We start from the raw sequence: 14,773 nt of genomic DNA on the forward strand, positions 1-14,773 counted from the left end.
CGTCTCGCTCAGCACGATACCAACACTTGCTGGACTTCTCTGGGCTGGACCGTCACGGAGCTCGGGCCGTGGAAGGCCTGCTGAAAGGACTCGCCCGAGTTGCGGCCAATGAGAGGGGCGCCTCGAAGCCGCTCATGAGCCGAGGCTGCAGGTTCGCCGACCAGCGGCTCGCCGCCTGTGTGTCAACGAAGGTCGGCTGCCGCGAGCAGTCCAGAAACAACGGCGGACCGTCGTCGGGCGCGGCCACCACGCTCTGCCTCTGAACTGCGAGGTTAAGCAACCCAGCGGCGAGTGGCCCAGGCGTCCGGGGAGCGATCTTCAGTTGCCGGAGACGTTGCCCTCTCCAAGGCCGCCGAACTATACGACAAACAGCATCGCCACAACTCTTAGTTCGGGCTACGATAGTTGTCATAGTGAACGGAGGGACATGTCGGGCTACAGGATCGACCGTCAGGTGACGGAGTTCGGAGAGCACGTGCGCGGGTGGCGCATGGTGCTCGGCCTGACCGCGCAGCAGGTCTCCGAGCGAGCGGGCATCACCCGTGACACCCTGCGCAAGATCGAGTCGGGCAACCCCAACGTCAGCTTCAACAGCGTCACCCAGGTGCTGCGCGCCCTGGGCATCCTCGACCAGCTTGTCGACGCGGCCGACCCCCTGGCCAGCGACATCGGCCGCCTCCGCGCCGGCCGCCTCACCAGAAAGCGCGCCCGATGACCACTATCGAGATCGTCTCCGATGCCAACGGCTCCCACCGTCTGGTCGGCCAAGCGCACGTCACCCGATCGCGCGGACAGGTCTCCACCACCTTTCTCTACGACCCCGCCTACCTCGCCGACGGTGGGATGAACATTGACCCAGCCCTGAGCCTCGTACCCGGCGCTCAGTACCAGTCTGGGCTCGTTGGAGCCTTTGCTGACAGTGCGCCTGACCGCTGGGGCCGCAACCTCATCCGCAAGGCGGAACGATCGCGAGCCCGCGATGAGGGACGCGTTCCCCGTCAGTTGGACGACCTCGACTTCCTCCTGGGCGTCAGCGACGACACCCGACAGGGCGCCCTGCGCTTCCGGGCCCCTGGGAGCGACGAGTTCCTGGGAGAGCCCTCACGCGTTCCGCGGCTCGTCGCTCTGCCTGAGCTGCTGCATGCCAGCGACGAACTGGCCTCCGACGATGACCCCTCCGACGCCGTTAAACGACTTCTCGACACAGGCACGACGGGCCTCGGCGGTGCGCGGCCCAAGGCCTCAGTTCGGCTCGACGATGGTGGCCTCGCCATTGCGAAGTTCCCTCACTCCAGCGACTCCTGGGACGTCATGGCCTGGGAGGCCACCGCTCTCGACCTGCTTGAGACCGCGAGCGTTCGCACACCCCAGCACCAGCTCACCCAAGTGGGCAATCGATGCATCCTCATCCTGCGGCGATTCGACAGAACCCGTGATGGCGCGCGTATCGGCTACATCAGTGCCATGACAGCCACCGGATCGTCCGACGGAGACCAGAAGGACTACGCCGACCTCGCCGAGGCGATTCGCGATCTCTCACGCTCGCCCGTCCAAGACCTCCATGAGTTCTACGACCGAATCATCGCGAGCATCGCCCTCGGCAACACTGACGACCACCTGCGCAACCACGGGTTCCTCGCCGACCGCGGGCTCTGGAGACTCAGCCCCGTCTTCGACGTCAACCCGAATCCCGACCCCAGTCGGCCCCGTGCGACGTCGATCATGGGAGCAGACGCGATGCCCGACGAGATCGACGGGCTTCTGGCTATCGCAAACGACTACCGGCTCACTCAATCGGAGGCGCGGGAGCGAATCAGACGCATCACTGCGTCCCTGTCAGGATGGCGGGGCCAGGCGCGGGCGAACCGAGTCCCCGAGCGTGAGATCACCATGATGTCCGAGTCCATCGAGCCTCGCCTGGAAGCCCTCACCCGAGCCGCGCACTCCGAGGATTGAAACGGCATCTCGTGAAGCGAATCGACTATCCCTAGGGGCGCTGAAGGAAGCGTCTGTAGGCTGCGCCCGGCCTGGACCTGACACAGGCCTGGCCGGGCGCAGTCCTGATCTGGACCGCACGTGGCCGCGGCCCTGAGCTCGGTTGACTGCCCCCTCTCCCGGACCGGCCGCAGTCCGCCCTCCACACTCATCCCAGGAAGGGAACCCGGCCGCCTCATGACCATCGAGATCATCGTCGCCCTCATCGGCGCCTCGGTTGTCGCCTACGCGATCGCCAACAGGTTCCGCCTCATCGCTCCGGTACTTCTCATCGCCGCGGGCGTGGGCGTCGCGCTGCTCCCGGTGGGGGAGGAGATGTCCCTGCCCAGCACCGTGGTGCTCACGATCTTCCTGCCGATCTTCCTGTACTGGGAATCGCCGTCCGTCTCCCTCAACCGCATGCGGCGAAGCCTGCGCGGCATCATCCTCAGCGCCACGGTGCTCGTCGCCATCACGGCCGCCCTCATCACCCTCATCGGCGTCCTCACGGGGCTGAGCGTGGGAGCCGCCCTCCTCATCGGCGCCTGCCTCTGCCCCACCGACGCCACCGCCGTCTCCAGCCTGGGACGCGGCATCAACCCCAACAGCCGCACCGTCCTCCAAGCCGAGTCGCTACTCAACGACGGCACCGCCCTGGTCATCTTCGCCATCGCCCTCCAAACCGCGCAAGACTCCTCCGGCGTCACCTTCGGTCTCGTCACACAGCACCTCCTCCTGTCCTTCGGGGGAGGAATCGGTGCAGAGTCCTCGTCGGTGCGGCAGTCACGAAGATCGGTCCGGGTACGCACCATCACCGACGACCCCATGCTGGCGACAATCACCGCCCTGGCCACCCCGTTCCTCACCTTCTTCATCGCCGAGGAGATCGGCGGCTCAGGCGTGCTCGCCGTCGTCACCTGCGGAATCGTCATCTCCCGCTTCGCCGCCCCGCACATGTCCCTGGGCTCGCGAGTCCTCGGCATCCCCTTCTGGACGATCCTCACCCACATCCTCAACACCATCCTCTTCGTCATGGTGGGAGTGGCACTCCCCGGCATCGTCGCCGAGCTCCCCCGCGCCGACCTCGTGCGCGGCCTCATCCTCATCCCCATCATCTACATCGCCATGGTCGCGGGAAGATTCGCAGGCCAGCACCTCATCATCTACTCGATCCGTGCCCTCGACCGCCGCCCCGAGCAGCGCCTGCGCCGCACCAACATCCGCGGCCGCATCGTCTCCACAATCGCCGGCTTCCGCGGCGCGATCTCACTGGCGATGGCCCTGTCCATCCCGACCTCCTTCGACGGCACCGCCTACGCCGAGCGCAACCTCATCATCCTCGTGGTCGCCGGCGCGACCCTCCTGTCCCTCCTCATCCAGGGCCTCGCCCTGCCCTACGTGGTCCGCTGGGCCAACGCCAGGCCCTCGGCCGGCACGCGGACCGCCGAGTCAGTCGAGTCGCAGGAGACCGAGGTCCTTGCCGACGTCCTCGCCGACACCATCAGCCAGCTCGATGCCATCGCCGAACGCGCGGGCGTCGACGACGACGCAGCCATCGAGGCGGTGCGCGCCGACTATGCACGTCGTCACAGATCCGTGAGCAACGCCAGCGCAGAGGAGGAGGCAAGCGTCTACGGTGACCAGGAGAGCGCCCTGCGGCTCGCCGTCATCGAGCACCTGCGCGAGCGCGTACACAGCCTGCGCTTCGCCGGCCGCATCGACGACTCCACCGCCTCGCGAGTCAACCGGCGCTTCGACGCCGAGACCCTCCACATCAACGGCCCCCTCGACGTCGAGTAAGCGGGCAAGCATGAAGAACAGCAACGAGGGGGTGGGGTGCCGGCGCACCCCACCCCCTTCATTGACCGGCTAGTCCATGGAGTGGACCTGCAGGTAGTCGATGTCGAACTGCGCTTCCTTGAAGTTCCTAGTGTCCAGCTTCCCCCAGTAGTGGCTCCCCGTCTGCGTGATGAGAAGGAGGTGGTAGGGGGTGTTGGCGCCGAAGCAGCGATCGAAGGCCTGCTGGTCGTTGGACCGCAGTACCTCATGGAATCGCTGGTTGTCGAAGAAGAACGTGATGCGTTCCGGAGTCTTCTCCATTCGGTAGGTGTGCCAGGCGCTCAAGTTCGGCTTGTTGCTGATGCCCTTGCCGCTCTTGTTCTTCCCGGACTGGTCGAAGTGGACCGTCGACTCGGCGACTCCTTTGGCTCGGCCGCCCCCGTAGGTCTCGACGATGTCGATCTCTCCGCCATTCGCTGCCCCGTCCGGCCTCAGCCAGATTCCTGCCCACAGGCCGAGGTGGCTCTGAGGGAAGCGTGCTCGTACCTCGACGGAGCCATAGACGAAGGAGAAGAGCCCTTCGGTGGTCAGTGATGCCTCGTTGACGTGGCGAACGGTTCTGCCCTCGTCGTATTTGTTCTGCCAGCCGGTCTTGGGAGTTGAGCGCTTGCGCCAGAACAGGTGGCCCGCTCCGCCACTTACGCTGTGGGTGTCATGCGTGATGACGCCCCAGTCGTAGTCCATGTAGGTGTCGCCCTTGGGTTCCTTCTCCCGCCACCGTGCGGCGTTGAAGTCTGTGCCTTCCGTGAACTGCTCATCGAAGACAAGGGTGCTGAAGGAACGCGATGGAGTGCTTGCAAACGCTGTGGTGGGCGCGAGTAGGCCTGCGGCTGTGGCTCCGGCGCCCAGCCCGAGGGTGGTGATCAGTGAACGTCGTGTCAAAGGGCTCATTGTTCTCCTTCTACAAGATACACGAATGGTATTTCCGGTGAGTGCCTGGTTTATTCTCGGCGTCACCTCCTGCTCTGCCAGCGAGTATGTGCCGTGTGAGCGCTCGCCCGGCGTGATCGTGTCATCACGCAGAAGTTGACCTGCGATTGTTGTTATCCTACAAGGCGATTAATACCCCGTCCCGTGAACGGGATACTTGTTGTGAGGAATCTGAGGGCGGACTCTCGGCGTGAAGGCGCGCACTGAGGGGTGGGACGCGACGGCGTCCCACCCCTCAGTCAGTGCTCAGAGCCGGATGACCGGCTCATCGTGTGTTCAGTTCTTCGAGCGGCGAGCCCGCGTCAGCCGGTACCCGTTCGCTGAGTATGAGCGTCGGTCGCACATGCCGCCTGCGGCGTCTACGCCACCGACTGCAGCGGCACGATGTTGTCGAGCTGCTCGCGCAAGGCCCGGCGCTCGAGCCTGAGCTCGTAGTGGCTCTGCAGGTTCATCCAGAGCTCGGCAGATGTGCCGAAGTACTTGGCCAGTCGTACAGCGGTGTCCGCGGTGATGCCGCGCTTGCCGTGCACGATCTCGTTGATGCGGCGCGGGGGCACGCCGATGGCCGTGGCAAGCTTGTTCTGGGTGATCCCGAACCCCTCGATGAAGTCCTCCATGAGGACCTCGCCCGGGTGAATCGGGTCGATCCGGTCAGCGTCAGTGGTAGTCGATGAGCTCGACATCATCCGCACCTCCTTCATGCCAGGTGAAGCAGAGTCGCCACTGGGCGTTGACCCGAATGCTGTACTGGCCACGTCGATCGCCAGTCAGTCGCTCGAGCCGGTTGCCCGGTGGGATGCGCAGGTCTTCGACATCGGCTGCTGCGTGCAGAAGCTCCAGCTTGCGTAGCACGGCGCGCTGGAGCGACCTGTCGAGGGCACGAACGTACTCCTCGCGCCACACTCGTTGGGTCGCCTTGTCCGCGAAGGACCTGATCACAACGACAGGGTATAACGGAGACCGTTAATAACGCTAGTAGTTAACAGGGGAAGCGGGAAGGCGATGTTGATCCGGGCGTGTGAGTGCGTCTGGCGGGCCTTGACGCCATCGGATCGTCTGTAGTGACGGCCGACGGCTCATCCGTGGGCTCACAGGTTGATCCTCTTGGTGTTGCGCGGGTGGTTCGGTGTCCAAATCGGATACAAAGGAGCCCCGGCGTTGCCAACCCGGGAAACGAAACGTTGGAATCATGCGGTTTCTTCTCGCCGGTTCTGTCCCGCTCTGGGCCTTTGTGTCCGATTTGGACATCGCCGGGCGTTCTGCGCCTGAGGAAGGTCGGGCCGCGCTGCTGAGGCGGACCAGGTCCGCCGCCCAGAACAGCACTGAGGGGTGGGACGCGCCGGCGTCCCACCCCTCAGTCAGTGCTCAGAGCCGGAGAACCGGCTCATCGCGCGTTCAGTTCTTCGAGCGACGAGCCCGCAGCAGCAGGTACCCGCCGACAACCGCGACACCCGCAAGGCCCAGGACCAGCAGCGCGTTGGTCCCCGTACGAGACAGCCTGCTGCCGGCCTTCGCCGCCTGCGTCGGCGCGGCGCTCGGCGCGCTGGCGCCACCGGTCGGCTGTGCCATGGCTCCGTCAGACGGCCGATCGATCTCATCGGGCTCCATGCCCGGCTTCGACGTCGCCGCCGCGCTCCGGCTCGGTGCCGGGCTCGCGCTCGACGACGCCTTCCCCGACGGCGCCGCGGTCGCCTTCGGGTTCGCCACCGACGGCGCTTGACTCGTCGCACCCGGCTTGGGGGCCGAGCTCGGCTGCGCTCCCGGCTTCTCCGACGGCGCGGCGCTCGGCTGCGCGCCCGGCGCCTGCGTGGGCTCAGCCGACGGTGCCACCGTCGGGGCCTGCGTCGGTTCGGCGGCCGGAGCAGAGGACGTCTCCGGTGCGGGCGCAGCGGTCGGCCCAGCGCTCGGCTCAGGTGCGGAACTCGGCGCCGGGGCCGGCGTGGGCTCCGTGCTCGGGGCGGTCGTGGGCTCCGGAGCCGGGGCGCTGCTCGGCTCAGGGGCAGCACTCGGCTCAGGCGCGGAGGACGGTGCCGGGGCCTGCGTGGGCTCAGCGCTCGGCGCCGCCGACGGGGCCGGCTTCTCCGTCGGTGTCGCCGAGGGTGCTGCCGTCGGCGACGGTGCCGGGCTCGGCTCCACAGGCTTCTGGCCGCACTGCTCGCCGAGCCAGTTCATCGTGAAGTTGCGGTACCAGATGCCGCCGTAGTTAGCGCCATCGTGGGCGTCCTCACTGAGTAGCCCGATGCTGCCGTCGGACTGCACCGCGATCGTCGTGTAGCCGACGAAGGGCTCGTGGAAGACCTTGCTGGTCGCCCAGGAGGCGCCGTCGTCGCAGGACATCGAGATGGTGCCGCGGTCGCGCGACCACGGCTTCGGGTTCGGCGAGTGGCTCAGCAGCAGCACCTTGGCGCGCGGGTCGTCCGGGGCGGCGTTCGGGAAGGCGCGGATGATCTGGGCGTTGTCCACCGAGTCGGGCAGGTTCTGGTCGGACACCGGCTCGCTCCAGGTCTGTCCGCCGTCGGTGGAGTGGGCCACCTTGCGGAAGCCGGAGCCGTCCGAGGCGCGCGAGTTGAGCATGAGGGAGCCGTCGGAGAGCTCAACGACCTTGTTCTCATCCATGCCGGTCCCGATCGGCGTGCCGGCCTGCCAGGTCTTCCCGTGGTCGTCGGAGTAGACCGAGACGGCCTGCACCGCGCCGCCGGCGGTCCTGATCGTGTACTGCTGCACCAGGCGCCCGGTGTGAGGGCCGTGCTGAATCTGGATGCCCTGGCCCGAGGCCGCGAAGCGCGCGGTCCACGGCTTGTCCTTCGTGATGTCCGCGGTGATCGTGCGGTGCGTCCAGGTCCAGCCGTTGTCCGTGGAGGTCGACACCTCCGCCTGGATGATGCCCCGGTTGTCCGGGTCGGTGCCGGCCTGCGAGCCGCCCCAGCCCTGGTCGTAGGACTTGACGTGGAAGTTGAAGATCGTGCCCGTCTGGTGGTCGACGACGTAGCTCGGGTCGGAGTAGCCGACCTTCTTGCCGGTCTCCGTGCCCTGGTGGATGTAGGTGGGCGCCGACCAGGTCTTGCCGCCGTCGGTGGAGCGGCGCTGGACGATGTGGTTCGGGTTGGGGGCGTCGCTGCCGCCGTTGCCGTTGTCCTTCGGGCGCTCGTCGTAGGAGATGAGCAGGTCCCCGTTGGGGGCGGTGGTGATCGCCGGGATGCGGTAGTTGTCGGTGGCCGTGTTGGGGGCGAGGTGCTGGGCCTGGCTCATCGAGGCTGGCAGCTCCGTACTCGCGTCGGGCGCCGGCGCGGGCGTGGCCTGCGGGTGGTCGCCGACGACGTTGATCGGGTTGCCGGTGGCGGTGAGCGTCTGGAGGGTGGCGCCGTCGGTGCCGGTGGCCGTCAGGGTGATCGACGGCGTCCAGCGGCCGGCGTCGACGTCGGCCTGCGTGATCGTGTGGGTGAGTGGCTTGCAGTTGTAGACGGCGCCCTTGCCCGGCTTGAGGCCGCCCCAGTGGCACTGGCGGCCCAGGTCGTCGAAGGAGGACTCGGTGGCGGCGACGTTGATCGTCTTGTCCGACACCGAGCGCACGCGCACCGTGTAGGTGACGGTGTCGCCCAGCTTGTAGTTCTCCTGACTCGACGACGGCGTGATCGACTCGACCCGCAGCGAGTTGGCCTTGACCGGGCTCGTCGCGCCGCTGATGGTCTCCGGGGTGCTCAGGGCCTTACCGGCGTACTCCACGGCCTTGACCTCGTAGGCGATCTGCGGGGTGAAACCGCCGGCCTTGATGTCCTCGGCGGTCACCGTGTGCGTGGCCAGGCCGGTGCAGTCGGTCTTGGTCGTTCCGGCCGGGACGTTGCGCCACCGGCACTTGGAGACGTTCCCGGACAGGTTCGTCGAGGCCGGCGCGTAGGAGTGGGCCTCACCGCTGGTGTTGGTGAGGGTGATGTTGAAGGTCATGACGTCGCCGACGGAGTAGAGGCCGTCCGTGGGGGCGTTCACCTGCGTGATGGTGACGTCGGCCAGGCCGTCAGACGTGGGGACGGCGTGCGCCGGGGGCGCGGCGGCGATCAGGCCGGTGGCGGCCAGTGGCAGGGAGCCCAGGAGGGCCGGCAGGCGCCTCCGGGAAAAAGGACTATGCGATGTCATAGGTGTTCCGTTCTAAGGAGCCGAGGCGGCTTTGCCTTCAACAGGAGACGTAGACGGTAGATGTCAGACGTCTCACGATAAGGTAACGGAACATCTCGATTCTGCAAAGTCGGGCGAGTCGCCAAAGGCCGACCGCTCGGTCCCCAACGTCGCGGCCGCTCGGCCCCTGGCGGCGCGGTGCGCGCCACACACTTCGACAAAAACTTCAGAAACGACGCGGCTCCGGGTCGTTTCTGAAGTTTTTGTCGGTTTGTTGGTGTCTATGCGCCGGCCAGGAAGTCGCGCAGGATCGCGTCCATCTGCTCGGCCTCGATGAGGAAGCCGTCGTGCCCGTGCAGGGAGCTGATGGTCTCGCGCCTCGCGCCGGGGATGCCGCCGGCCAGCTCCTCGGCCTGGGCGGGCAGGAAGAGCCGGTCAGAGTCCACATCCACCACCAGCGTGCGCGCCTGCACCCGCGCCAGCGCCGCCTCGATGCCGCCGCGCCCCGTGCCGACGTCGTGCACCATCATCGAGTGGGTGACGATGAGGTAGGTGTTGGCGTCGAAGCGCGCCAGCAGCTTGCCGGCGTGGTAGTCCAGGTAGGACTCCACCTGGTAGCGCCCGCCCACCGCAGGGTCCTCCTCTCCCTGGTGGCGCCGCCCGAAGCGCTCGTCGAGCTCGGCGGCGCTGCGGTAGGTCGTGTGCGCCAGCGCCCGCGCCAGCCCCAGCCCCCGCACCGGACCCACCGAGTGGGAGTAGTAGTCGCCGTCGAAGAAGAAGGGGTCGGCCACGATCGCCAGCTCCTGCAGGTGGCACCAGGCCAGCTGGTCGGCGGTCGTCGAGGCGCCGGTGGCCACCAGCGCCAGGTTGCGCACCCGCTGCGGGTGGGTGACCCCCCACTCGATCGCCCGGTGCCCGCCCAGCGAGGCCCCGATGACCAGGTGGAAGACCTCGATCCCCAGGGCGTCGGCCAGGCGCGCCTCGGCCTCGACGGCGTCGCGCGTGGTCAGCCAGGGGAAGCGCGACCCCCAGGGGCGCCCGTCCGGGGCGGTCGACGACGGACCCGTCGAGCCCTGGCAGCCGCCCAGGATGTTGGCCGCCACCACGAAGTAGCGCTCAGTGTCGATGGCCCGCCCGGGCCCCACCAGGTCCGACCACCAGCCCGGTGTCGGGTGCCCGGGCCCCGCCTCACCGGTGACGTGGGAGTCGCCGGTCAGGGCATGCAGCACGAGCACCGCGTTGTCGCGCTGTGGGCTCAGCTCCCCCCAGGTCTCGAAGGCCAGGACCGTATTGGGCAGGACCTCCCCGGACTCCAGGGGCAGGTCCCCGATCTCCAGGAACCGGCGATGCCCCGGCTCGTCACCGGGCCGCCAGGCGCCCGTGGGGGAGCCGGCCTTGCGGTCCACCAGCTTGGAGGAGGCCGTCCCGACGCCGTAGGCGGCCGGCTCGGTCTCGGTGCTGCCGCTGGAGACGGGGTAGGAGGAGGACGTGGTCGCACTCATGGCACGCCGCCTCAGGCCCCGGCCGCCGCGCTCGGCTCGCCCGCCCCGACGGCCCGGGCCGCCGCCAGGCCGCGCTCGAGGTCGGCCAGGATGTCGTCGATGTGCTCGATCCCCACGCTCAGGCGCACGGTCCCGGCGCTGATCCCGGCCGCGGCCAGGCCGGCGTCGTCGAGCTGGGAGTGCGTCGTGGTGGCCGGGTGGATCGCCAGCGAGCGCACGTCCCCGATATTGGCCAGGTTGGAGAACAGACTCAGGGCGTCAATGAAGGCCGCCCCCGCCTCACGCCCACCGGCCAGGTCGAAGGTGAGGATCGAGCCCGCCCCGCGCGGACAGTACTTGCGGTGCCGCTCGTAGTAGGGGCTGGAGGCCAGCCCCGAGTAGCGCACCGAGGCGACGTCGTCGCGTCCCTCCAGCCAGGTGGCCACTGCCAGGGCGTTGTCCACGTGCCGCTCCATGCGCAGCGAGAGCGTCTCGATGCCCTGGGCGATGAGGAAGGCCGAGTGCGGCGCCAGTGCGAAGCCGAGGTCGCGCTGCCCCTCTGCGCGTGCCTTGAGGATGAAGGCCAGGTTCGCACCCAGTGGGCTGCCCACCCCCAGGTCCTGGGCGTAGACCAGGCCGTGGTAGGACTCGTCGGGCGTGTTGAAGCCCGGGAAGCGCTCGGGCTGGGCCGCGAAATCGAAGCTGCCGGAGTCCACGATCACGCCCGCCACGGAGGAGCCGTGCCCGCCCAGGAACTTCGTCGCCGAGGCCACCACGATGTCGGCGCCCCACTCGAAGGGGCGGGTCAGGAAGGGCGAGGCCACCGTGTTGTCCACGACCAGCGGGATGCCCAGCTCGTGCGCGGCCGCCGCGATCGCCTCGATGTCGAGGATGTCGCCGCGCGGGTTGGGGATCGACTCCCCGAAGAAGGCGACGGTGCGCTCATCGGCCAGCGCCGCCCAGGCCGCCGGGTCGCCCGGCTCGTCCACGAAGCGGGTCTCGATGCCCAGGCGCGGCAGGGTGTGGGTGAGCAGGTTCGTGGTGCCGCCGTACAGGGAGGGCGAGGCCACGATGTTGTCCCCGGCCCCGCCCAGCGTCACGAGGGCCAGGGTCGTGGCCGCCTGGCCCGACGACGTCAGCAGCGCCCCGACGCCGCCCTCCAGTGCCGCGATCCGCTGCTCGACGATGTCGTTGGTGGGGTTGTTCAGGCGCGTGTAGATCGGGCCGAGGTCACTCAGGGCGAAGCGGGCGGCCGCCTGCTCGGCCGACTCGAAGACGTAGGAGGAGGTCTGGTAGATCGGGATGGCCCGGGCGTGGGCGGGCTCGGCCAAGGGGTCGTGCCCGGCCTGGACCTGCTTGGTCTCGAAGCGCCACCCCGCCGGGCTGGTGGGGGAGGGGATCGGCTCCGCGCTCTGGGGGGCGACCTGGGCGGGGGTGGGGTGCTGGTCGGTCATGAGGGCTCCTTGGTGATTCCCGGTGACCGGCGGCGATGTCAGCGTCACGAACGGTGCCTGCCTCGCGCCGGCGGTTGCGGCGCGCTGGTGGGCGGCTGCCCGGGGCCCGCTGCGTCCGGCGTCGGAGCCGGCCCGGCTGCAGGAGGGGCGAGGGGTCGTGGCACTGAGTCGTCCGCCGTCACCGTTGCTGCAACTTCTGTGATGGTGCGGGTGATGGCGGGGACGCGCACGTGGGCCGACGGCGGCGTGCGCGTCAGCTGCGCATTCGCCCCGTGGTGGGGGTGTCCGGCCGAAGGGCCTCAGGACGACGGAACATGCTCCGACTTTAGCGGTTTCCTCCGCAGGTGGTCCAAACGGGCGTCCGCCACGCGGCCGCGGCGAGGGCTCGGTGCGGGTGCGGCACCGGTGTGGCGCCGCACTGGCGTCCCCTTGCTGTGGGGCTGGGGTGGCGCGGTTGAGCGTCTTCCCTTAGTGACGGGTCCGGCCGTTTAAACCCGCGATGACCTGCACAAACGGTCATTTGTGCTGGATGCCATATCGATCACAGACATATGACGACGGCTGGGAGCCCCGCCAATGCAGGCACAACCCCCTAACTACAGGGGCGTAAGTTACGATTGTGAATAGTGTGAAATCTGTTTTCAGATGGGGCCAAAGCGACTAGTGTGGCTTTGTCGCATCCGGGCTGACGCTGCCTGCCGTCTTCGTCCCCTGATCCGCTCCGCGCCCCCTGATTCCGCGGAACGGATCCCGACGGCGGGCCGACGTCGGTCCCCGGGTGAGGCGTCATCCTCACGTTCAGCCCCATCACGACGGAGAACCCCTGTGAGCCCGATCCCCTCAAGACGGCACGGACACGGTGTCGTCGCCACCGCAGTGGTGGCCCTGGCATGCACCCTGGCGCCGTCGGTGCTCGCCGACCCCGTGGACCAGAGCGACATCGATCGCTCCAAGGCCTCCGAGCGCTCGACCTCCACCTCCATCGCCTCCCTGGAGGCCCGGCTCGCCCAGGAGAGCAGCAACCTGGAGGAGGCGCAGATCAAGGCTCAGTCCGCCAACGAGGACTACCTGGCCGCCGTCGACGAGCTCAACAAGGCCACCAAGGACGCCCAGACCGCCCAGGCCAACGCCGACTCCGCAGCCTCCAGCACTACGTCGGCCCGCTCCGACCTCGGCTCGATCGTCGTGCAGACCTACCAGGAGAGCGGCAACCCGCTCGACCCGCTCACCCCGTACCTGACCAGCGAGTCGCTGGCGGACCTGGCCGACGCCGACGTCGCCCTGACCCGAGCCGGGGAGAAGAACAACGCCAAGGTCCAGAACGTCGAGGCCCTCGAGGCGGTGGCCACGAGCATGCAGACCATCGCCGACCAGAAGGTCAAGGCCAAGGAGGCCGCCAAGACCTCCGCCGAGACCGCCAAGATCGACGCCGAGGCCGCCGCCAACGAGGCCCAGAGCGCCGTCACCACCACCCGCACCAACCGCCAGAGCCTCATCACTCAGCTGGCCGCGCAGCGCAACACCACCGTCGAGCTGGAGACGAAGTACCAGAACCAGGTCGAGGCCGAGCGCAAGGCCCGCGAGGAGGCCGCCGCCCAGGCCGCAGCCAAGGCGGCCTCGGAGAAGGCCGCCGCCGACCTCGCCCAGAAGCAGGCCGAGCAGGCCGCCGCCCAACCTCAGGAGTCGGCCCCCGCTCCCCAGGAGCAGGCGAGCCGGCCCAGCCCGGGCCAGCAGTCCTCGGCCCAGGAACCCGCCACCACCTCCCAGCCGGAGCCCGAGGCGGCCGAAGAGGAGACCGCACCCGCACCCGCACCGGCACCCGCACCGGCCCCGGAGCCTGCGCCCGCGCCGTCGCGTTCCGGCAGCGCCGCCTCCACTGCCATCAACGCGGCCATGGGATACCTTGGCACCCCCTACGTGTGGGCCGGGGAGTCGGCTGCGGGCCTGGACTGCTCGGGGTTGACGATGGTCTCCTACGCGGCCGCCGGTGTGGAGCTCACGCACTCCTCACGCGTGCAGTACGGGGAGGGCTCCCTGGTTCCGCTCGACGCCGCTCAGCCCGGGGACCTGGTCTTCTGGTCCTCCGACGGCAGCCAGTCCGGCATCTACCACGTGGCCATCTACCTGGGCGACGACATGATGATCGAGGCGCCGACCTTCGGCATGACCGTGCGTGTCACCTCCATGCGCTACTCCGGCATCATGCCCTACGCGGTGCGCCTCTAAAACGGGGGCGGGGTGGGCGGTACGCCGGCGTCATGCCCTACCCGGTGCGCCTCTCAACACTCTCAGCGGCAGTCCTCCCGCCGGAAGGTGACCCGCCAGGACACTGAACCGCCCCACCCCTGAGCAGGGGTGGGGCGGCATATGTGCTCGAAGGCGTGGCGGGTCTGGCGGGAGCGGCGCGAGGAACGAGCGGCGCGGATGGTAGCCGAGAGCGTATGTGCCGTCCCGCCCCGTCCCGCCCCGTACGGTTGGTGCGTGTCAGTGGCCCTCGCGGGCGACGCGGTCGGCCTCGCGCTGGAAGGACTGACGGATCTCCTCCTCGGCCTCCTCGCGGCCCACCCAGTGGGCGCCCTCGACGGACTTGCCGGGCTCGAGGTCCTTGTAGACCTCGAAGAAATGCTGAATCTCCAGGCGGTGGAACTCCGAGACGTCCTCGATGTCGGTACGCCAGGAGGCGCGCTGGTCGGCGCTGGGTACGCACAGGACCTTGTCGTCGCCGCCCTTCTCGTCGCGCATGCGGAACATGCCCAGTGCGCGGCAGCGGATGACGCAGCCGGGGAAGGTCGGCTCCTCCAGCAGGACCAGGGCGTCCAGGGGGTCGCCGTCCTCGCCGAGGGTCCCGTCGATGTAGCCGTAGTCGTCGGGGTAGCGCGTCGAGGTGAAGAGCATGCGATCCAGGCGGATTCGACCGGTCTCGTGATCGATCTCGTACTTGTTGCGGTTGCCCTTGGGGATCTCAATCGTGACGTCGAACTCCAC

11 protein-coding genes are annotated in these 14,773 nt (G+C 68.5%); 4 read left to right on the plus strand and 7 right to left on the minus strand.

The genetic code is table 11. The features are described from left to right. Positions 1-427: 427 nt before the first annotated feature. The 3 genes from JJJ14_RS02185 to JJJ14_RS02195 all read left to right on the plus strand — a co-directional run bounded on the left by JJJ14_RS02185 (position 428) and on the right by JJJ14_RS02195 (position 3,774). On the plus strand, positions 428-715 hold the full coding sequence (locus JJJ14_RS02185; RefSeq protein WP_070512789.1) for a helix-turn-helix domain-containing protein: 288 nt from the start codon (positions 428-430) through the stop codon (positions 713-715). Then, positions 712-1,956 carry a type II toxin-antitoxin system HipA family toxin gene (locus JJJ14_RS02190; RefSeq protein ID WP_201444576.1) on the plus strand — a complete coding sequence of 415 codons (1,245 nt, stop codon included), beginning with the start codon at positions 712-714 and terminating at the stop codon, positions 1,954-1,956. Before JJJ14_RS02185 ends, JJJ14_RS02190 begins: the two co-directional genes overlap by 4 nt. Before the next feature lie 216 nt (positions 1,957-2,172). Continuing rightward, positions 2,173-3,774: a cation:proton antiporter gene (locus JJJ14_RS02195; protein ID WP_201444577.1), complete on the plus strand. Its 1,602-nt coding sequence runs from the start codon at positions 2,173-2,175 to the stop codon at positions 3,772-3,774. A 69-nt stretch (positions 3,775-3,843) separates the two neighbouring features. Here JJJ14_RS02195 and JJJ14_RS02200 read toward each other — a convergent pair whose 3' ends face one another. The 6 genes from JJJ14_RS02200 to JJJ14_RS02225 all read right to left on the minus strand — a co-directional run bounded on the left by JJJ14_RS02200 (position 3,844) and on the right by JJJ14_RS02225 (position 11,788). Further along, positions 3,844-4,497, minus strand: a complete 654-nt coding sequence (locus JJJ14_RS02200; RefSeq protein ID WP_330831698.1) for a glycoside hydrolase family 16 protein — start codon at positions 4,495-4,497, stop codon at positions 3,844-3,846. A gap of 605 nt (positions 4,498-5,102) precedes the next feature. Beyond that, a complete protein-coding gene (locus JJJ14_RS02205; protein ID WP_075414788.1) occupies positions 5,103-5,426 on the minus strand; it encodes a HigA family addiction module antitoxin in 324 nt (107 codons plus the stop codon). Next, entirely contained in the window at positions 5,401-5,682 is a 282-nt protein-coding gene (locus JJJ14_RS02210; protein WP_101558824.1) for a type II toxin-antitoxin system RelE/ParE family toxin, read from the minus strand. The genes JJJ14_RS02205 and JJJ14_RS02210 overlap by 26 nt, the downstream gene beginning before the upstream one ends. 456 nt (positions 5,683-6,138) lie before the next feature. Further along, on the minus strand, positions 6,139-8,874 hold the full coding sequence (locus tag JJJ14_RS02215) for a sialidase family protein (RefSeq protein WP_201444579.1): 2,736 nt from the start codon (positions 8,872-8,874) through the stop codon (positions 6,139-6,141). Between the two features lie 260 nt (positions 8,875-9,134). Continuing rightward, positions 9,135-10,355 (minus strand): homoserine O-acetyltransferase MetX, encoded by a 1,221-nt coding sequence (gene metX, locus JJJ14_RS02220; RefSeq protein ID WP_101558822.1) that lies wholly within the window; start codon positions 10,353-10,355, stop codon positions 9,135-9,137. 11 nt (positions 10,356-10,366) lie between these two features. Continuing rightward, positions 10,367-11,788, minus strand: a complete 1,422-nt coding sequence (locus JJJ14_RS02225) for an O-acetylhomoserine aminocarboxypropyltransferase/cysteine synthase family protein (protein WP_201444580.1) — start codon at positions 11,786-11,788, stop codon at positions 10,367-10,369. 825 nt (positions 11,789-12,613) lie between these two features. Between JJJ14_RS02225 and JJJ14_RS02230 the strand changes: the two genes are divergently transcribed. Further along, the gene (locus tag JJJ14_RS02230) at positions 12,614-14,014 is read left to right on the plus strand and encodes a C40 family peptidase (protein WP_236592883.1); all 1,401 of its coding nucleotides are present in this window, start codon (positions 12,614-12,616) and stop codon (positions 14,012-14,014) included. 258 nt (positions 14,015-14,272) lie between these two features. Here JJJ14_RS02230 and JJJ14_RS02235 read toward each other — a convergent pair whose 3' ends face one another. After that, a complete protein-coding gene (locus tag JJJ14_RS02235) occupies positions 14,273-14,773 on the minus strand; it encodes an inorganic diphosphatase (RefSeq protein ID WP_010614423.1) in 501 nt (166 codons plus the stop codon).

It is taken from the genome of Actinomyces sp. HMT 175 (genome assembly GCF_016694895.1).
Classification (GTDB): Bacteria; Actinomycetota; Actinomycetes; order Actinomycetales; family Actinomycetaceae; genus Actinomyces; species Actinomyces oris.

Coding starts and splice junctions, on each gene's coding strand:
- JJJ14_RS02200 (WP_330831698.1), bottom strand. CDS start 4,497: ATGGACTACGACTGGGGCGTCATCACGCATGACACCCACAGCGTAAGT.
- metX (WP_101558822.1), bottom strand. CDS start 10,355: ATGAGTGCGACCACGTCCTCCTCCTACCCCGTCTCCAGCGGCAGCACC.
- JJJ14_RS02190 (WP_201444576.1), top strand. CDS start 712: ATGACCACTATCGAGATCGTCTCCGATGCCAACGGCTCCCACCGTCTG.
- JJJ14_RS02195 (WP_201444577.1), top strand. CDS start 2,173: ATGACCATCGAGATCATCGTCGCCCTCATCGGCGCCTCGGTTGTCGCC.
- JJJ14_RS02185 (WP_070512789.1), top strand. CDS start 428: ATGTCGGGCTACAGGATCGACCGTCAGGTGACGGAGTTCGGAGAGCAC.
- JJJ14_RS02215 (WP_201444579.1), bottom strand. CDS start 8,874: ATGACATCGCATAGTCCTTTTTCCCGGAGGCGCCTGCCGGCCCTCCTG.
- JJJ14_RS02205 (WP_075414788.1), bottom strand. CDS start 5,426: ATGTCGAGCTCATCGACTACCACTGACGCTGACCGGATCGACCCGATT.
- JJJ14_RS02225 (WP_201444580.1), bottom strand. CDS start 11,788: ATGACCGACCAGCACCCCACCCCCGCCCAGGTCGCCCCCCAGAGCGCG.